The following is a 19,565-nucleotide window of genomic DNA, read 5'->3' as shown; positions in this document are numbered from 1 at the left end:
TTGATGGCGCTGGACATAACTGGCGGCTTCCCTGGCAGCAAGATATTCAATGGACCATCCAATGATCGAAATTTCGCTATTTTGTTGATCGTTTGATAGAAATAGCGCAACTTCCTTATACTCTTGGGCGGAATTAACCTCTATACTGTCAGTAGAAGGAAACCATAATCTAGGAGGAGCTGAGCACATTGCGTACCAAATTCATTTACCAGGCACCTGCAAACGGTTATCCCGAATGGAATAATAATCCGAATATTTTTCAGTTGAACCGGCACAAGGCCCATGCTTACATGATGAATTTCCCGACGGAGTCCGAGGCGCTGAGCCTTAACTACGCCATGTCCCCCTGGTATCAGTCCTTGAACGGGACCTGGAAATTCGCTTTCGCCAAAACGCCTGAAGAGCGCATTCAAAATTTCTACGAGGCCGATTACGATTCCGGGAGCTGGGCCGATCTTCCCGTCCCTTCCCATTGGCAGCTTCAAGGCTATGACTATCCGCAATATACGAATGTAAGATACCCCTGGGCCGAATCGGAACCCGAATTGAAAGCTCCCTTCGCACCGACCCGATACAATCCCGTGGGCTCCTACATCCGTGAATTCACGGTACCTGACGTTTGGAAGGAACAGCCCGTTTATATTAGCTTCCAAGGCGTTGAATCCGCTTTCTATGTATGGGTGAACGGCGAGATGGTCGGGTATAGCGAGGATACGTTTACGCCGGCCGAGTTCGACATTACCCCCTATCTGGTTGAAGGCAAGAACAAATTGGCCGTTGAAGTATACCGATGGTGCGACGCGAGCTGGCTTGAGGATCAGGATTTTTGGAGGCTTAGCGGAATCTTCCGCGAGGTCTACCTGTATTCGGTCCCTGCCGTGCATATCTCCGATTTCTTCGTGCGCCCGGTTCTTGACGACGAGTACCGGCATGCCGAGCTGCAGATCGATGCAGCTGTCACCAATTATTATAACGAGACCATCGACAAGGACACGCTCATGCTGGAGGCGCTTCTCTACGATCAGGACCGGCAGTTGGTCCAAAAACAAACACTCACCATTGCGGATTACATCATTGACGAGGGCAGCTTTACCCTGAGCATGAACGTCCCCGAACCCGAGAAATGGAGCGCGGAATCGCCTTATTTATACACCGTTGTCCTGGCATTGAAGAATACGGACGGAGCTTGCCGCGGAGCCGTAAGCTGCCGCACGGGATTCCGCCGCTTCGAGCTGAAGGACGGGCTGATGCGAATCAACGGTCAGCGCATTCTGTTCAAAGGCGTAAACCGGCATGAATTCTCCCCGGATACCGGACGGGCTCTCAGCCGTGAAGACATGATCACCGATATTGAGCTGATGAAGACGCATAACATTAATGCGGTACGGACTTCCCATTACCCGAATCAATCCGTATGGTATGACCTCTGCGATGAATATGGGTTATACGTTATTGATGAAACGAATTTGGAGACGCACGGGACCTGGAGGTATGGGCAGCAGGAGCTGGAAGAAACGGTGCCCGGCAGCAAGCTGGAGTGGCGCGACAACGTATTGGACCGCTGCAATTCGATGTTCCAACGCGACAAGAATCACCCCTCCGTCATCATCTGGTCGCTTGGCAACGAATCGTTCGGGGGCGACAACTTCATTGCGATGCACGATTTTCTGAAGGAGGCCGACCCGTCGCGGCTGGTTCATTACGAGGGAATCTTCCATTACAGGGCGTCCGAAGCGGCCAGCGACATGGAATCCACCATGTATGCAAGGCCGCAGGATGTGGAGAAGTATGCCAACAGCAATCCGGACAAGCCTTATATCATTTGCGAGTACAGTCACGCGATGGGCAATTCCTGCGGCGGGCTTCACCTGTATTGGGAGCTGTTTGAGAAGTACGACATTTTGCAGGGGGCTTTTATATGGGATTGGATCGACCAGGCGATCCGCACCCAAACGGCGGACGGTATACCCTATTTGGCGTACGGCGGGGACTTCAACGAAACGCCGCATGACGGCAACTTCAGCGGGAACGGCCTGATCTTCGCGGACCGAACCAAAACCCCTAAGCTGGACGAAGTGAAAAAATGCTACCAGAACGTCAAGTTCGAAAGCCTGGATCCTGCCGCAAGCCGGATTCGGGTCAGCAACCGCTTCTTGTTTACCAGCCTCGATCCGTATCTTGTACAATGGGACGTAACGCTAAGCGGCAAAGTCAGCCAATCCGGCACGCTCGAGCTCTCGCTTCAGCCTGGTGATCAAACGGAAATCCATGTTCCGTACTCCCCTCTGGATGACGAAGGAAAAGAAGCGATTCTCACCGTCTCCCTCGTTCGGAAGGAGAGCACCAAGTGGGCGCCTGCGGGACATGAGGAGGCTTGGGAGCAGTTTGTGCTTACGCCGCATATTGCCGAGCAGCCCGAAACGGACGCTCTTGCAAACGTGCAAGCACTGGAAGCTGCCGAGTCGGATGAAGAGCTTATCATCAGGGGTTCTGCCGTCTCGTTGCGTTTCCGCCTTGGCACCGGGGATCTAACATCCTACGCACTGTCCGGCAGGGAATGCCTGCTGGCGCCGGCAAGACCGAATTTCTGGCGGGCCGTCACCGACAACGATCTGGGCAACCGGCTCCCTGAACGCAGCGGCGTGTGGAGAACGGCCCATGATCGGCGAAAGCTGCTGTCTTTGCGCTGGCATGCGGAAGGCCCTGCCGTCGTGGTCTCCAGCCACTATCGGATCGAGACCCATCCCGTATCCAGCCTGACGCTGGAATATCGAATCTATCCGGACGGTACCGTCCGCGTGCTTGAAACCTTGATCCCTGGCGCCGGTCTGCCCGACATTCCGGAAGTCGGCATGCTGTTCTTGCTGGATGAAGGACTCGATACGATCAGCTGGTATGGGCGGGGACCACATGATAATTATTGGGACCGGAAAACAGGAGCCAAAATCGGCCGATACGAGGGCAAGGTCGCTGAACAGTTCGTCCCTTATCTAAGGCCTCAAGAGTGCGGGAATAAAACGGATGTGCGCTTCGCACTGCTAACCGGGGAGAATGGCGGGGACGGACTGAAATTCGAGAGTTCCTCCCTCATGGAGGTATGCGCACTGCCGTGGACGCCGGAGGAACTGGAGGGCAGCGACCATGCGTACAAGCTGCCGCCAAGCGATAAAACCGTCCTGCGCATCAACTACAAGCAAATGGGCGTCGGCGGCGACGACAGCTGGGGAGCGCCGATCCATGAAGAATTCACGCTGCCTTCCAACCGCACGTACAGCTTCGGCTTTACGATGGGGGCAGCACGGTAGCATGCTGACCTACTCGATAGGACACATGCAAAAAGAGCAGCTTCGTGTTGAAGCTGCTCTTTTATGTTTCGGTTATTCCATGCCCTCTCACCACGGAGGGGTGGCCACAAGGACGTTTAACCCTATTCCAGAATCGTGCCCGATGCTGGTTCGCCTTCGCTTAGGCGTGTGCCCCCTGCAGCTCGCGGCGATCCGATTCGTCCCGAATGTCGCCCACGATCTCCTCCAGAATATCCTCCATCGTCACCAGCCCGATCGCCGTGCCGGATTCGTCCGTCACGACAGCCATATGCACGCGGATTTGCTGCATTTTGATCAGGACGTCCTTGATCGAAGACGACTCCGGAAAACGCGGCATGTCGTGAATAAAGTCATTCACGCTGCAGTTTCTTCCAGCCGCTATGCCCGTCAGCATCTCCTTCGTATGGATAAACCCGATGAAATCCTCCGCGCGTCCCGATTCCGTCACCGGGTAACGGGTATAGTCGTACTCGCCGAGAACCTCCAGGATATTGGCAAGCGGCCACCCTCGTTCTACCGTAACGATGCGATCTCTCGGTACCATGATTTCGCGCAAGGTGCGCTCCTCAAAAGCAAATATATTGGTCAAATACCCCATCTCGGTCTGGTTAATTTCGCCGCTCTCGTAGCTCTGGTCCACGATCCACTTCAATTCCTCCTCGGAATGGACCGTTTCATGCCCTGCCGGCTTTACGCCGAATACTCGAAGCAGGAGACGCGAAGCTCCATTCAATGCATAAATGAACGGATACATGATCTTCCCGAACCAATACAAGGGAGATGCCAGCAGCAGCGTCATTTTCTCGGCAAATTGGATCGCCAATGTTTTAGGCGCCAGTTCCCCGATGACGACATGCAGGAACGTGATGATCCCGAGGGCAATGGCATAAGAGAGCACCGTTGCCACCGCCGCCGGCACGTCGAATCGTTCAAACAACGGATGCAGCATCCTTTCGACGGTCGGTTCGCCCAACGCGCCCAGCACGAGAGCCGTAATGGTAATTCCAAGCTGGCAGGCGGACAAATAGTAATCCAGCTCATGGGCTACCTTCCTGGCCGTGACCGCCCGTTTATTCCCCTCGGCGATCAATTGATCGATCCGCGACAGCCGCACCTTCAAGATGGCGAATTCGGCCCCTACGAAAAATGCAGTCAGTCCTATGAACACGGCTACCAAAAATAAATTCAACGCGATTATTCCGTCCAATGATTTCCCTCTTGCGAGGGATTCACCTCCAAAAAAGTTATGGTCTGAATGTACACGGGATCATGCCATGCCCTTGATCATCCGTGTCTGAGAATGACGTGTTTGATCTGAAAATTATCCGTTTCCGCTACGGCCCATATATGCTCGCCATGCTGGATCTCATCGCCGTCCTGAGCCGTCGTGCCTTTCTGGTACTGAATCCAGCCGCCGATCGTATCCATCTCCTCGTTATCCTCGAATACCAAACCGAAGCGCTTCTCAAGCTCCTCCAAGAGAACCCGTCCGCTTATCAGGTATTCGCGTTCCCCGATCTTCCGGATATCCGCTACTTCATCTTCATCGAATTCGTCGCGAATTTCCCCTACGATCTCTTCCAAAATATCCTCCAGGGTCAGGATCCCCGCCGTACCGCCGTATTCATCAATCACCAAAGCCATATGCATCTGCTCCTGCTGCATCTTCAGCATGGCATCCTGGATCGGCGTAATTTCAAGCACGACCGGGAGGTCCCGAACGAATTCTTCCAGCTTGCGGTCTCGTCCTGCCACGATGTGGGGCAGCATCTTCTTGACGTTGACGACGCCAACCACCCGATCCTTGCTGCCGTCCTCGATGACAGGGTACCGCGTATAGTTGTGCTCATCCAGGATACGGACGATGTCCGGGTATTCCATGCTTTTATCCAGGGTGATCAGATCCGTTCTCGGTACCATAATGTCTTTGGCCACGCGCTCATCAAACGAAAACACGTTTTCCATGTAAGCCAGCTTGGTCCCATTGATCTCGCCGCCCTGAAAGCTCTGCGCCATGACGATGCGCAGTTCCTCCTCCGTATAGGCCTGCTCATGCGGCGCAGGTTTCACGCCGAATGCACGAAGCAGCACGCGCGAGGCTCCATTCAACGCCCAAATGAACGGATACATCAGCTTGCCGAACCAATACAGCGGGGCTGCAAGGAGCAGCGTCGTCTTTTCCGAGAATTGAATAGCCAAGGTCTTGGGCGCCATCTCTCCCACCACGACATGCAAAAAGGTTACGAGAATGAACGCAATGGCGTAAGAGGCAATCGAGGCCGTAGAAGCCGATACGTCAAACCAATCGAATACCGGGTACATAATGCGCTCAACGGCCGGCTTGCCGATGGCCCCGAGCCCCAGCGCCGTCACCGTAATGCCGAGCTGGCAGGCCGAGAGATAGTAATCGAGATCGCCGGCTACCTTTTTGGCAACAACCGCCTTTTTGTTTCCTTCCGTTATCAATTGATCGATCCGCGACATGCGGATTTTAACGACGGCAAACTCGGACGCCACGAAAAAAGCGGTCAACGCAATCAGTATGGCAAGTATGATTAAATTAGTGATGGTAATAATGTCCAATGATTTCCCTCTTCAGAGGGATTCACCTCCAGATTGAATTAAAGGCCATGTGCTTTTGCATCTGAACAGGTCATGTCTCTATACGATATCTCCATGAAAAAGAGGTAGTTCGCAGAAGAGAATATTACAACCTAGTTCCGCAATTTGATCCATTTGCAATAACGCCTTCCCAATGTACTACCTCCTCTCCTGGAATCTATTTTTCATGTTTATGAAAAAATTATATCATGATCGCAATCAAACCATCCAGTTGCACGTTATGGTTTGCGGACGAATTCCAGCACGAATTCACATAATTCTCACTTGTTTGATGAGGTATATTCCTTGTTGATGCTAAATATGCCCTGTTATGTATTAAAGTGCCCACCCTATCCGGTGCTCATCCATACATAACCAATACGGGTTCCGTCTTGAAGGATATGCGCCCGGGTTCGGCTAACATAAAAAACCGCAGGATCGTGATGCTGGATCCTGCGGTTTTGCCACTGCTAATGAACATATTTCGTTATCAATGGAGATCTACGGTTTTGTTTATATCCGAGTCGCCCTTTGGCTCTTGGCCCACCATTTTCTTGAAGAAGGCTTTCACCGTTTTCGTTTTGTTTCCGGTTTCCCAATACTCCGCGGTGTCCGTGTCCACCTTGATCAGAATAATGTTGGGATCGTCATAGGACGTCTGCAGAAATTTTTCGTACGCCGCATTCCAGAGCGCCTTTTTCTTCTCCAGATCATTCACGACTTCGGCTTTGCCTCGGATCGATACGTAGGATTTCCCCACATAAGCGACATTCACGTTGGGATTCGCCAGGATTTCTTCGTATTTGCTGGTATCCCGCTTCGTTAAGAACCACAAGTCGCCGTCGAATTCGATATCCTGCGTCTGCATCGGCCTGGCATTGATCCCGCCCTCCGATATCGTGGAGAACATGGCCGTTTCGATATCCTTGATAATCTCCTTCACGGTTTCGACCGCTTCCTGGTTTACAACGGTTCCGTTTGCCATCTCAATCACCCCATCCTTGTATTTATCTCTAATTACACTTCCCATAAATAAGTTAAACGATGAATCATGTAACATTTCGTGTCCATTCGTAACGGTCTTCCTGCGTGGATTCAGGCCGGAACGGAACCGTTCCCTGCGCAGAAAAAGCCGGAACTGCAGGCGCAGTCCGACTTTATCGCACGAAACATTCATTTTTAAAAGGACGGCTTCATATCATCACACCTGAGCTCTGAATTCCAGCGCGTAAACGGATGAAGGCCGCAAGTCGTAACCTTGGCGCCATGCCTCTGCAGGAACCCTGCTTTCCTTGCACATAATATGTTCCGGCTGAAAAACGGAGTTGATGTCATCGTAAGAATCGCCGGTGATTTCGTAAAGGGTCGTTTCCCCGGAAGCCTCGAAGGCTTTCAAATCCAGCACGGCCCTAACCGCCTCCAGGCTTCGATTTACGATCAACACGGTGACGATGCTGCCGTCGTCATTCGTCCCCGCCACGATGTCCAGGTCCGGAAGCGCGTCAAGCGCCATAGGCGTCTCCTTCCTCGAAGCCACGGAGAAGGTTCCGCATTCCGCTTGGACGGGAAGGACGCGCCGAACGTCCCGATTGGCGTAAAGCTTCAGCACTTCATAGGTCGGCGTCCCGTAGATCGTAAGGGGATGCCTGCTCCACCCGGGCTGCTTGCCGCAGTATTGGTCCGCATAATAGTCCCCGACGCGTATGCAGCCGCCCAGCCAACCATTTACCAGGTCAGAGAAGCTGCCGATGTGCACCATGTCGCTGCAGCGCATCATTTCATTCAGGTTGGCAGCATTGGCCACCGCGGCTCCCAGCGTGTGCTCATTCGGCAGCCCTTTCCGTACCGTATTCGGATAATACATCGTGTTGTATTCAGTGATCGCCAGCTTGACGTGGCTGTGCTCCGGGCGGGACCGGATCAGCTCCGTCGTCTGCCGGACATGGTGCCGGGTCCACTCGGGATAAGAGGCAATCGCCTTATAGCGATCCTCCGCCGGCGTATCCCGGTTCATGCCGAAAGGGCCGTAGCCGTGATACAAATGCAGCGTCAAATAATCGATGCTCTCGCCGGCCAGGTCCAGCACGGCCTTATTCCAGTTCTGCTCGTAATGACCGCAGGCCAGCAGCACGATGGAAGGGTCCGCCTCCTTCATGGCCTTGGCAAACGATATCGTCCGCTCCGCAAACTGCTCGGCCGTGCAAGTTCCGACCTGCCATTGGCCCCACACTTCGTTGCCGATCTCCCAGTACTTGACGTTATACGGCTCAGGGAAGCCGTTCCGGGCACGTAAAGCCCCCATCGGCGTATCCGCGCCCCCGTTGCAGTATTCGATCCACTGCGCGGCTTCTTCAGGGGTGCCCGATCCGTCGTTCACGCAAATCAGGGGCTCCACCTGCAGCTCTCGGCAAAAGCGGATGAATTCGTCCGTTCCGAAATATTTGCTGGTCCACCCTCCCCAGGCCTCATTGTACATGACCGGCCTTTCCAGGACCGGACCGACGCCATGCTCCCAATGGTAAGCGCTGATGTAATTGCCTGCGAGTCTCATCATGCCCGCATTCAAATCTTTAGTCATCTCGACCACTTCGCGTTTGACCATGGCGATGCTGTCGACGGGCAGCAAAGAGACGTGATCGATCCAGAGCATGCCGGTGGACACGTGATCGATCCACCTTGGATGCTCAGCCGGAACATATACCCGGATTTCGGCATTTCTGCAAGCGCGCGATATGGACAGCTGCGCCTCGCAGTGCTGCCAGTTATGGCTGCCAAGCTCCATGCGAAGCCGCCCAAGCGTCTCTTCCGTGCGCCGGTCCACGGCTTCCACCGTCACGTATTGAAGCTCGACGGAGGCCCGGGCGACAAGACGAACCGTATAGTTCATCGGCCCCTTTAATGCCGCTTTCTGCGTTATGCCGGCATAAGCTTCATCATCGCTCAGGATGCGGATGCGCTGGGTTCTCCCCGAATGCCGGGGCGCCGGTGCTTCCATCGCATACTGGGTGTTGCGTCCGTTCGTATACGCGCGCCAGCTTCCCGATACCGGCGTCTTCGTTTCTGCATCGCTCTCAAAATCCATGTCCTTCAGCGGAAACGCGAGCATCGCCTCCATATGGTCCCGGATATCCTCCACAAAATGACCGAACAGATACGGATTAATCTCATGCTCGCTCTTGCGGCTGCAATCAATGGTAATCGTTGCGTTCGTATTCAAGAATATAACCTCCAATGGAATTTTAAGTTGAGCGGTGCGATCATACCGGCATTACCCTTTGATCGAGCCGATCATGACGCCTTTCACGAAATGCCGCTGCACCAAAGGATACATCAGCAGTACAGGCAAACTGGATACGATAATGACCGCGTATTTGATGCTTTCGGCCAGCAGGATGCTTTCTTCCAGTCCCACGCTGCCGTCCACGGCATCCGATTGGCTGATCAGCAAAATTTCGCGCAGCACCAGCTGAAGCGGGTGCAGGTCTTCGTTTCGGATGTATATGAGTGCATTAAAGAACGAATTCCAGTGGCCGACCGCATAGAACAACACCATGACCGCCAGGATCGGCTTCGATAGGGGGAGAATGATGCTACACAGCAGCCTCCAATTGGAGCAACCGTCGATATGGGCCGCCTCCTGCAGCTCCCAAGGAATGCTCGATTGGAAATACGTCCTCATCACGATCAGGTTGTACGTTGCGATCGCCCCGGGTATGATCAGCGCCCACATCGTGTTGACCATTCCCAAATCTTTGACCAACAGATACGTCGGAATCAGCCCGCCGTTGAAGAACATGGTCAGCGTGATCAGCACCATGATCCCGTTGCGTCCGGGAAGGTCGGGTCTCGACAGCGGATAGGCCGCCAATATCGTCATGATGATATTGATCGCCGTGCCGACGGTCGTGTAGAGGATGGTATTGCGATATCCCGTCCAAATCTTGTCGTTGTGCAAAATATTCTCATAGGCATCCAGCGTCACGCCCTTCGGCAGCAGCCAAACTTCGCCGTTCAATACCCGTGCCGGGTCGCTGAACGAAGCGCTGACGATAAACAACAGCGGGTACAGCACGATGACGATAATGATCGCTGCGATCGCGTAGATCATAATGTCGAATAGCCGTTCACTCGAGGCACCTTTTACTGTTGATGGCTTGGACATGTCCGTCCCCCCTTTACCATAAGCTCGTCTCCGACGTCTTGCGCGCAATCCGGTTCACAAGCAGGAGCAGCACCAGATTGATGGCGGAATTAAACAGGCCGATTGCAGCCGTGTAGCTGTACTCCCCTTTTAAAATGCCCGTCGTGTAGACAAACGTGGAAATAACGTCGCTTGATTCCAGATTCAAGTTGTTCTGCATCAATAATATTTTCTCGAAGCCCACGTTCATGAAATGGCCGATATCCAAAATAAGCAAAATGATGATGACAGGCGCAATGCCCGGCAAGGAAATATGCCAAATGCGCCGCAGCCTTGAAGCCCCGTCCATCTTCGCCGCCTCGTACAGCTGCGGGTTCACGCCGCTCAGCGCCGCAATGTAGATAATGGACTGCCATCCCATGTTCTGCCATATGTTAGAACCGATAAAGATCGTCTTGAACCACCCCGCTTCCTCCAGAAAGCGGATCGGCGTGCCTCCGAAGGCCTCGATCAACAGGTTGACGGGACCGCTGGTCGGAGACAGGAACACGTTCAAGATGCCGACGATGACGACCACCGAAATAAAATGCGGGATATACGTAATGTTCTGCAGCCATTTGCTGAAGGTCTTGCTGCGAATTTCGCTGATGATTAGGGCCAGCAGGATCGGAATCGGAAAGGCAATCAAGAGCGAGAACAAATTGATGGATAGCGTATTCCACAGCAGCCGCCAGAAATAATACGAGTCGAAGAAGCGTTCAAAGTGTCCGAAGCCCTCCCAGCTGCTGCCGAGAATGCCTTTGGCCGGATTGAAATTTTTAAAGGCAATCTGAAGCCCGTACAACGGACCGTAGTGAAACACCAAATACCAGACGATGGGCAGTAGCAGCATGAGATACAGATCATACCGCTTGGCCATTTGCTTTAAGAGGCGGGGGCCCCGCCTCGAATCGCTTCGAGGCAGAGCCATCGCTTTATCGGCGTTGGCGCTCTTCATGGGCATCCACTCCTTCACGATGATGTGGCAGCTTTATTTCTCCATCTTGTCATAAGCATCCTGATACAATTTCTCCAGTTCGCCGATTTTCATCTTTTGGAGCGTGGATTGGAATTCTCCCCACTTGTCGAAGCTAAGCGCGCCCACAATGAACTTCGTGCTTTGCTCCTCGTAGTATTTGTCGATGTCGTTGCGCAGAATGTTGACCTGCTGCGCGGTTTGCTCATCAAACATCGGGGCGGCGTAACGAACCTTCGGCATGAACGGATCCAGCTGCTGCTGCGCCTCCTGCACCTGCGGCGGGTTGATGAACGAAGCGACCTGTTCGCTGATGATGTGAGGGGCCCCTCCTCCCGCATAAGGCGTGATTTTGGCCTGATTGGTAATATCCTTCAGGAAATCCTCCGTATAGTATGGAATCCCGTCCTTGAGCTCGTAGTGCTCCCCTTCCCTGCCGAATCTCAGAAGCGTCGATCCTTCGTCGCTGTAAAAATAATCGATCCAGCGCATCGTGACTTCCGGATACTTGTTGATGGACGTGATGGCAAAGGCACCGAAGTCTCGCGCAATCGGCAAGGCCTGGCTTTGCATCCGGTCTCCGTTCGGACCTGCGGGCGGCGCGATTCCGGTATATTGATCCTGAATCGACAAGAAGTTATTGTTGGTTTGGTCAAAGAAGAATCCCGCATTGCCCGACCCTTGCTTGGCCAAATACTGCGCTTCGGTGTGCGAGAAGATCTCGGGGTCCAGCAGCTTTTCCTTATAAAGCTTGTTTAAGTACATGAGCATCTCTTTATTCTTGTCGCTGCCCATCCAGATGCTCACTTTGTCGTTGTCGATATTGATGTTATATCCGAGCTGCGTATCGAGACCGAATGAGCCGCTCATCGCGGCAACGATCGCCAATCCGACACGGGCCGTCATCGGAATTTCATCCTGCTTCCCGTTGCCGTTCGGGTCACTGTCGCGGAAGGCAAGCAGCACCTCATACAGTTCGTCCGTCGTCTCCGGTACCTCCAGATTCAGCTTCTCCAGCCACATCTGGTTGATCCATTTCTTATCCGTCCGCGCCGCGCCCAGCGTCACAATGCCCGGAACCGCATAGATATGTCCCTCCGGCGTCGTGATGCCCGCGCGGATTTCAGGATATTCCTCCATCAATTTCTTCAGGTTCGGCGCGTATTCGTCGATGAGGCCTTCCAGAGGGATCAATTGGCCTGCCGATCCGTAGCGAACGGCCTCGAGCGGCGACAGACCGGAGCGGAACAAGGCATCAGGCAGCTCGTTGGAAGCAAACAGCAGGTTTTTCTTCTCCTGGAAGCCGTCCGTCGGCGCTTCGATGAATTCCACCTTGACGTTGCTCAATTTCTCGTAATCCTGGAACACCGGCATTTCCTTGAACGGACCGTTCACGGGCGCAATCCGGGTGAACATTTTCAGTTCCACCGCTTGATCGACGATCGGAAACCCCGTGGTATGTACGACATTCTCCGCAGCTTCGGGTGCGGCTTCCTTCTTCGATCCTCCATCGGAACTGCATCCGGCCAGCATCAAGCTGGAAACGATCATGGAGATGACCGCGTTTCTTCCCCATCGTTTAAGCATGTATCAGCTACCCCCATATCTCTTAATCACCAACCCCTTTTGTAAGCGTTTACTGTTGGTGTGTGCTTATTATAATTCACGCGCCCCGACGGCCCGTTACAAAAATTTGACCATTTACTCCACATATTTTACGGTTTATAACAAGGCGGCTTTCGAGTCCGTTTTCCTGCCCATCCGAATACTTGGTTTTATCCTTATCCTCTTCCCAGGCGGTTCAAATACTCCTGCGGGGTCAGGCCCGTCATTTCCTTGAATACCTTGAAAAAATAATTATGGGTCGTAAACCCCACCTGCCCGCTGATTTCCTTGATCGAATATTTGCCGCTTTCCAGCAGCTTGCGCCCCGCATCGATCCGAACCCGATTCAGGTACTCCGAGAACGTCCGCTGCGTCTCTTCCTTGAATATTCGGCTCAAATAGGAAGAGTTCAGGCCGATGGCGCCCGCGGCAAGCTCCAGCGTCACATAACCCGGGTACCGCTCCAGAATAAAGTGTATGGCCTGCGTGACATGCCGGGAATAAGGCCCTCCCGCCCGATGCTGCTTCAGCAGTCCGAGCAAGCCTGCATAGAAGGATTGCAGCCACTGCACCAGCTCCCCGACGCTGCCGATCCTTCCGAGCTCGCTTCGGGACGGGAGCTTTACCTTGGCGTCTTCCGTCCCTGGCATCCAGGTTTTCAAAGCCTTGTCCCCGGTTTGCATGAGCTCGCTGACCATCATCTGGACCGTATGCGAATGGATCGGCAGATGGTGGATGGAAGCAAAAACAGAATCGATTAAACCGTGCACGCCTTCGATGTCCAGTCGTTCAATCGAAAGCAGCAGCTGTTTGTGCTCCTCGATCGTTAGAGACACCCGCTGGTGGTATTCATCGGCAAGCCCGCCGGCCCGGCCGGGCATCCTGAGGGCCGCGCTGTTGCCGGACGGCTCCGAGCGGGAAGCGTCGAGTAGCCGTTCGGCGGAGCCGTAGCTTGTGCCGAGTTGGGTCAGGCTGGTGCACACATGTCCGACGGCGCTTACGCATTTTAAATTGAGGAACATCTCAAGCGCATGCTGAAGCTTCCTCATCTGTCCGTCGATTTCGCTCTTTATGGCATGTTCGCTCCGTTCCTTAAACGCAAACACGATCATGAAGCGTCCATCCTCCACATAAGCTGCCGTCCGCTCCCGGATATCGCCAAGGCTCTGCTGCATCATATCGACCACCTGCTGAACCAGCCGATTCGTCTGCACGTCGCTGTACGACTCCGTCAGCAGCAGGAACGGAACAATCTGCAGGGCCGCGGCCGCATAGCTTGACGCACCGGTGTACAGGCCGTTTTCTCGCGAAAACGCCTCAACCTCCAGGGTGGCCTCCTTCCGTCCCCTGACCAGATGCACGATATAGTCGCGGATGTGCACGGGATTTATCCGCTCGGTCTTAACCTTGCGGGCCTCGCTCTCTTCCGGCAGCCGATCCGCCTGGCGCAATTCAAGGACCGCTTTGTTAAGCAGGGCAGCAAGCGTCGCACCGTCCAGCCGATGCTTCAATAAATAATCGATGGAGCCGTTCTTCAGGCACTCCCGCACGTAGTCATAATCATCAAAGCTGCTGAGCATGATCGTCTGAATGGACGGAAACCGTGCCTTAATCGCCCGATTGAGCTCCACGCCGTTCATTTCCGGCATATTCACGTCTATAATCGCGATATGCGGAGGAGACTGCTCGATCATCGCGAGCGCCATGATGCCGTTATGCGCTTGGCCGCATAATTCGAATCCATGCTCATTCCAGTCCAACAGCGTTCGCAGATCATGCCGCACCAGCGGTTCGTCGTCAACAAGCAGCACTTGAAACATGGCCTTATATCACCTCTTGTCGGGATTTATCCTTATTCTCCACTATGTTCGGAAGCCGAATCTCGGCCTTCGTATATAAACCCGGCTCACTGTACAATTTGACGCCGTAGCCATCGCCGTACATGTGAACGATCCGCTCATGCACATTGCGTACCCCCATGCCGCTGAAACGGGACGTGTTCCCGTTCTTGCCCGTCTCCCCCAACAGTTGTTCCTGCTGCCCCGCCGTCATCCCCTTGCCATTGTCGATCACTTCAATCTTGAGGTCGCTTCCCTCTTCACATACGCGTATCAGCACGAGTCCCTCCTGCTCCAGCGGTCCGATGCCATGAATGATGGCATTTTCCACGAGGGGCTGCAGCATCAGCTTCAGGACCCGGCATTCCAGCAAAGCATCGTCCTCCACCTGGGTGACCATCCGGATCGGCTCCATATACCTGTACTTCACGATGGAGATATAGCGTTCTACATAATCCAGCTCCTCTTGAACCGTTAAAAATTCGCTCGAATTGCCCAAAACGCCGCGCATGAGCTCAATCAACGATCCGGACACCTCTTCGATATTCGGCACGCCGTTCATCTTGGCCAAATACTTGATGGTATTCAGCGAATTGTATAAAAAATGAGGATGAATCTGCGCCTGTAGCGCCGTTAATTCGGCCTCCCGCTTCTCTTTCTCGCTGACCCGGATCCCTTCCAGCAGCCGCTTCAAATCCTCCACCATGCTGATGAAGACGCGGTACAGCTGTCCGGTCTCGTCCTCGCTTTTGATTTCCTTTTTCGGAAACGTCAGATTCCCTTCCTTCACGAACATCATCAGGGATTTCAATCGCCTTATGTTGAGGGTGATTCGGGAAGATACCTGCAGCGAAGCGATCAGGACAACGATAAACACGATGATGGATACCTCCGCCAACAGTTTGCGGAGCCTTGCCGATTCGCTCAGCAGCGAGTCCATTGGTATCAGGGCCAGGGTGCTCCATCCCGTATACCCGGATTGACGGCTCACAACGATGTAATCTCGGCCGTCTATGCTTTGCTTGATGGCATCCCCATTCCCTGCAAGGTCCGGATGAATGCGGAGAATCTTATCGAACGACGGGGCGAAGGCTGGCGCCGATTCGGCTTCATAGACGAAACCGCCCTGCTTGTCCAGCACATAAATCATGCTGTCGGTGGTCGGCTTCACGCCGTATGTTTTTTGGATAAAATCATAATTCAAATCCACCATGACCACTCCGATCGTTTCGCGGTTATATCGAATCTCCCGGCCGATCGTGATGGCATCCGATACGCCCGACTGCTTGAAATAGGCATGGCGCGATCCGTTGTGGAGCATGTAATCCATCATGGGGCTGCCCAAAACCGTCTTGTCCAGCCAAGGACCGCCCGAGAAATACACCTTCCCGTTCAAACCGACCACCGCAATTCGCGAAATATAGGGCTTGTAATCGATCAGAACGGAGAGAAACTCGTCGATCCGCTTCTGTTCCTGAAACCATTCATAACTAATCTCTTCATGGGGGCTCAGCAGCGTGTCGATCACCGTGTTTTTGTTGGTCACCACGACGGTGTTCAGCCGGTCGATTTCCTCCAGCATCATATTCAGCGATTCATCCGCCTGCCGGATGCTGTCCGAAACCGAGGTGACGGCATTTTGCATGATCGTCTCGCGCATGCTCATATACACGATGACCGTAATGGAGACGATGGACACGAGCGTAACCGCACTGAACGCAATGAAGATTTTCCCTTGAATGCTACGTCTGGGCGATAGCCATCTTTGAATCGTAGAGAGCTTCATGGCGAGTGTCTCCTTTTTTAGGTTCAGTAGAACCGGGCCGTAACCGTTTTCAAAAGTATATAACGCTTCCAGAAATCAGCATGGATTTTCACGCATCGTTATGGGCGGCACCTTGAAGTAAATCTTGAACGCCCGGGTGAATGAATACAAATTGGGATAGCCCAGGGACAGGGCAATCTCGGTGATCGTGGCGTCCGTTTCCGCTAGTAACCGTTTGGCCTTTTCCATTCGGATGCGCTGAAGGTACTTCAGGGGGGGCATTCCGACCTGACTCGCGAACATATTGGAGAAGTACGAGCGGTGCACCCCCGCGAATTCGGCAACCTGCTGTACGGAAATTCCCTCGGTAGCATGCAATTCCATGTAATCCAAACACTCGTGAATCCATCCCGCAAGCTCCGTCGGCTCTGCGGAAGCCGCATCGGGAACCATGCCCGCGAGCAGACCATAAACCAAGCCGTGCAGTTCCAGCGATACCGACGGCTTCCAGCGCTCGACGCCGGCCAATGCATCAATCACGCGTTCGGCGGACTCTTCGACCCGGGAGGATATCATTTGTCTGCCGAACGGGCTTTCCGGCACCAAGCCGGCCAGCTCGAGCAGCGGCCCGACCCTGTTTCCGTCCAAGGCCAGCCAGCTCATCCGGAGCGGTGCATCCGAGGGAAGCAGGTGATAGTAATAGGTCCGGCCCGGAAACAGGCAGAACAGATCATTCTTCTGCAGATCCACTCGTTTGCCGTCGAACTCCAGCCGCACCGTTCCCTCATGCACGAAGTGCAGACTGTAACACTCGATCCGTTTCGGCCCGACCCTGTAATTGGGCTTGGCTAAACTTCGCCCCGCCCGGACGGGCCAGATCTGTGCTTCTTTATCCAAATATCCCGGCGTATAGTAGATAAACTCGGCATACTCGTATTCGTACTCCTGCAACTCGACTTCCCCCTCTTCCCTTCATTCTTTCATCAAGAATAACAAAATGACAACAAAAATATAACACGGTGCTATTTTGATAACCCCTATTTTTCAATATCATCCATACTAGGAGGGGATTACACTTGTCGAGAAGACCTAACATTTTGCTAATCACTAGCGATCAGCAGCATTGGAATACGATCGGCGCGTTTCAGCCTGAAATCTCTACGCCGAACCTGGACCGCCTCGCGCGTCAAGGTACGACGTTCGAACGGGCGTACTGTCCCAATCCGACCTGCACGCCGAGCCGGGCTTCCATCATTACGGGGCAGTACCCGAGTCAGCATGGAGCCTGGACCTTGGGAACAAAGCTGCTGGAAGACCGCCATACCGTGGGCGAAAGCTTCCAAGACGCAGGCTACCGGACCGCACTGGTGGGAAAAGCGCATTTTCAGCCGTTGAAATCAACCGAAGATTACCCATCCGTGGAGGCCTACCCGATCCTTCAGGATTTGGCGTATTGGCGAGATTTTCACGGTCCTTTTTACGGATTCGATCACGTCGAGCTGGCCCGCAACCATACGAACGAGGCCCATGTCGGACAACATTATGCCCTATGGCTCGAGGAGCAAGGATGCGCCAATTGGCGGGATTACTTCCTGCCGCCTACGGGAACCATGGATCCTACCCAAACATACACATGGCCCATCCCGGAAAAATACCACTACAATACCTGGATCGCCGAGCGGACCCACACGCTTTTGGACCAGTACAAGAAGGCGGAAGAGCCATTCTTTTTGTGGGCAAGCTTCTTCGACCCGCACCCGGAATATTTGGTGCCGGAGCCTTGGGATTCGATGTATGATCCGGAGAAACTCACGATCCCGTCCCTGACGCCCGGAGAGCATGACCGGAATCCGCCGCATTTCGGATTGACTCAGGAAGAGGAGCCCGATTTTTCGCATCTCGCTGAGACCGGGTTCGGCATTCACGGTTACCGTTCCCATCACTATTACGAATACGGCTCGAAATCCAGGTTAACGGAATACGACAAGAAAAAGCTGGTCGCCGTGTATTACGGCATGATCAGCATGATGGATAAATATATCGGCAAAATACTCGATAGACTGGACGAACTGGGACTGTCGGAGAATACGATCGTTGTCTTCACCACCGATCACGGACATTTCTTCGGCCAGCACGGCCTTCAAGCCAAGGGCGGGTTCCATTACGAGGATTTGATCAAGCTTCCGTTCATTGTGCGTTATCCGGGGCAGGTGCCCGCCGGGAAAAGGTCGAATGCAATACAGTCTCTGGTCGATCTGGCCCCGACCTTCCTATCCTTCTGCGGCATACCGGTCCCGCACGCGATGACGGGCATCGACCAAAAGGACGTGTGGCTCGGAGCCGTCGATACCGCAAGGCAGCACGCCCTCTGCGAATTCCGGCATGAGCCTTCAACGATTCATCAAAAAACGTACATCGAGCAGCGTTATAAAATCACCGTTTATTACAATCAAACCTACGGCGAGCTGTTTGACCTTGAGGCAGATCCCGGAGAACTGCACAATTTGTGGGACGAACCGGGATATGAGCAGCTGAAGGCGGAGCTGCTGCTTAAATATATCTGGGCCGAGCTTGGCAAGGAGCCGATGCCGATGCCGAGAATCCATCACGCCTAATGCAGAAGTTAAACGCGTACATGAACCGGGCGAAAGAACAAATAACGCTTCTGGCCCGGCTATTCTGGACCTTCTTTCGCATCGGCCCTTCCACCTTCGGAGGCGGATACGCGATGCTGCCCATGATTGAGCGCGAAGTGGTGAGCAAGAAAAAATGGGTGAACGAGGAGGAAATCGGCGAGCTGATCTCGCTTGCCGGTTCCGCTCCCGGCGGCGTCGGCGTGAATGCCGCCGCCATGATCGGGCACCGCCAAGCCGGCTTGGCCGGGGCCGTTTCGGCCGTGCTGGGCGTGACATGCCCCACATTTATCATCGTGCTCCTGATCAGCACGGCTGCGGTATTTTTCCGGGATCAGCCCAAGGTTGAAGCGGCTTTAAAGGGGATGCACGGCGCCATCATCGCGCTGATCGCGGTGGCTGCTTACCGGATGGCCAAATATGCCGTCTTTGATGCCACCACAACGATCACCGCCCTTGCCACCGTATCCGTGATGCTGTTCACCGGCCTCCATCCCCTCTATCTGATTGCGCTTAGCCTGCTCGGCGGCATGGCCGTCATCCAGATCAAAATACGGCTGGGGCTTCGAGCGGATACCGAGAAGAAGGCTGCGGCCGACAGCTGCCCGGAATTGGAATATTACATTTGAGCGAAACGAATC

The 19,565-nt window shown here is 53.8% G+C and carries 13 protein-coding genes; 3 read left to right on the top strand and 10 right to left on the bottom strand.

Features of this window, described 5'->3' with window-relative positions:
- Positions 1–188: 188 nt before the first annotated feature.
- Complete coding sequence (locus tag M1D70_RS03810; protein WP_456289173.1) at positions 189–3,305, top strand: glycoside hydrolase family 2 TIM barrel-domain containing protein; 3,117 nt, start codon at positions 189–191, stop codon at positions 3,303–3,305.
- A 160-nt stretch (positions 3,306–3,465) separates the two neighbouring features.
- On the opposite strand, the gene M1D70_RS03805 is transcribed toward M1D70_RS03810, so the two are convergent.
- The 10 genes from M1D70_RS03805 to M1D70_RS03760 all read right to left on the bottom strand — a co-directional run bounded on the left by M1D70_RS03805 (position 3,466) and on the right by M1D70_RS03760 (position 17,242).
- Entirely contained in the window at positions 3,466–4,533 is a 1,068-nt protein-coding gene (locus M1D70_RS03805; RefSeq protein WP_009590516.1) for a hemolysin family protein, read from the bottom strand.
- 77 nt (positions 4,534–4,610) lie between these two features.
- Entirely contained in the window at positions 4,611–5,909 is a 1,299-nt protein-coding gene (locus M1D70_RS03800) for a hemolysin family protein (protein WP_456289172.1), read from the bottom strand.
- A gap of 508 nt (positions 5,910–6,417) precedes the next feature.
- Positions 6,418–6,912: a pyridoxamine 5'-phosphate oxidase family protein gene (locus M1D70_RS03795; protein WP_456290383.1), complete on the bottom strand. Its 495-nt coding sequence runs from the start codon at positions 6,910–6,912 to the stop codon at positions 6,418–6,420.
- A gap of 216 nt (positions 6,913–7,128) precedes the next feature.
- The gene (locus M1D70_RS03790) at positions 7,129–9,144 is read right to left on the bottom strand and encodes an alpha-L-arabinofuranosidase C-terminal domain-containing protein (protein ID WP_456289171.1); all 2,016 of its coding nucleotides are present in this window, start codon (positions 9,142–9,144) and stop codon (positions 7,129–7,131) included.
- Positions 9,145–9,195: 51 nt separating this feature from the next.
- Entirely contained in the window at positions 9,196–10,089 is an 894-nt protein-coding gene (locus M1D70_RS03785; RefSeq protein WP_456289170.1) for a carbohydrate ABC transporter permease, read from the bottom strand.
- 13 nt (positions 10,090–10,102) lie between these two features.
- Entirely contained in the window at positions 10,103–11,065 is a 963-nt protein-coding gene (locus M1D70_RS03780; RefSeq protein WP_456289169.1) for an ABC transporter permease, read from the bottom strand.
- 33 nt (positions 11,066–11,098) lie between these two features.
- The gene (locus M1D70_RS03775) at positions 11,099–12,670 is read right to left on the bottom strand and encodes an extracellular solute-binding protein (RefSeq protein WP_456289168.1); all 1,572 of its coding nucleotides are present in this window, start codon (positions 12,668–12,670) and stop codon (positions 11,099–11,101) included.
- Between the two features lie 194 nt (positions 12,671–12,864).
- Positions 12,865–14,508 (bottom strand): response regulator, encoded by a 1,644-nt coding sequence (locus tag M1D70_RS03770; RefSeq protein ID WP_456289167.1) that lies wholly within the window; start codon positions 14,506–14,508, stop codon positions 12,865–12,867.
- 4 nt (positions 14,509–14,512) lie between these two features.
- Positions 14,513–16,312, bottom strand: a complete 1,800-nt coding sequence (locus tag M1D70_RS03765) for a sensor histidine kinase (protein WP_456289166.1) — start codon at positions 16,310–16,312, stop codon at positions 14,513–14,515.
- Positions 16,313–16,387: 75 nt separating this feature from the next.
- Positions 16,388–17,242 carry an AraC family transcriptional regulator gene (locus tag M1D70_RS03760; RefSeq protein WP_456289165.1) on the bottom strand — a complete coding sequence of 285 codons (855 nt, stop codon included), beginning with the start codon at positions 17,240–17,242 and terminating at the stop codon, positions 16,388–16,390.
- 125 nt (positions 17,243–17,367) lie between these two features.
- Between M1D70_RS03760 and M1D70_RS03755 the strand changes: the two genes are divergently transcribed.
- Together M1D70_RS03755 and M1D70_RS03750 are read left to right on the top strand one after the other, a co-directional pair.
- Positions 17,368–18,906 (top strand): sulfatase family protein, encoded by a 1,539-nt coding sequence (locus M1D70_RS03755; protein WP_456289164.1) that lies wholly within the window; start codon positions 17,368–17,370, stop codon positions 18,904–18,906.
- Positions 18,906–19,553 (top strand): chromate transporter, encoded by a 648-nt coding sequence (locus M1D70_RS03750; protein ID WP_050802792.1) that lies wholly within the window; start codon positions 18,906–18,908, stop codon positions 19,551–19,553. The genes M1D70_RS03755 and M1D70_RS03750 overlap by 1 nt, the downstream gene beginning before the upstream one ends.
- Positions 19,554–19,565: the final 12 nt, after the last annotated feature.

The organism is Paenibacillus sp. AK002 (assembly GCF_053903045.1).
The sequence above is the reverse complement of the archived record's forward strand: the minus strand, read 5'-3'. Positions and strand labels throughout refer to the sequence as shown.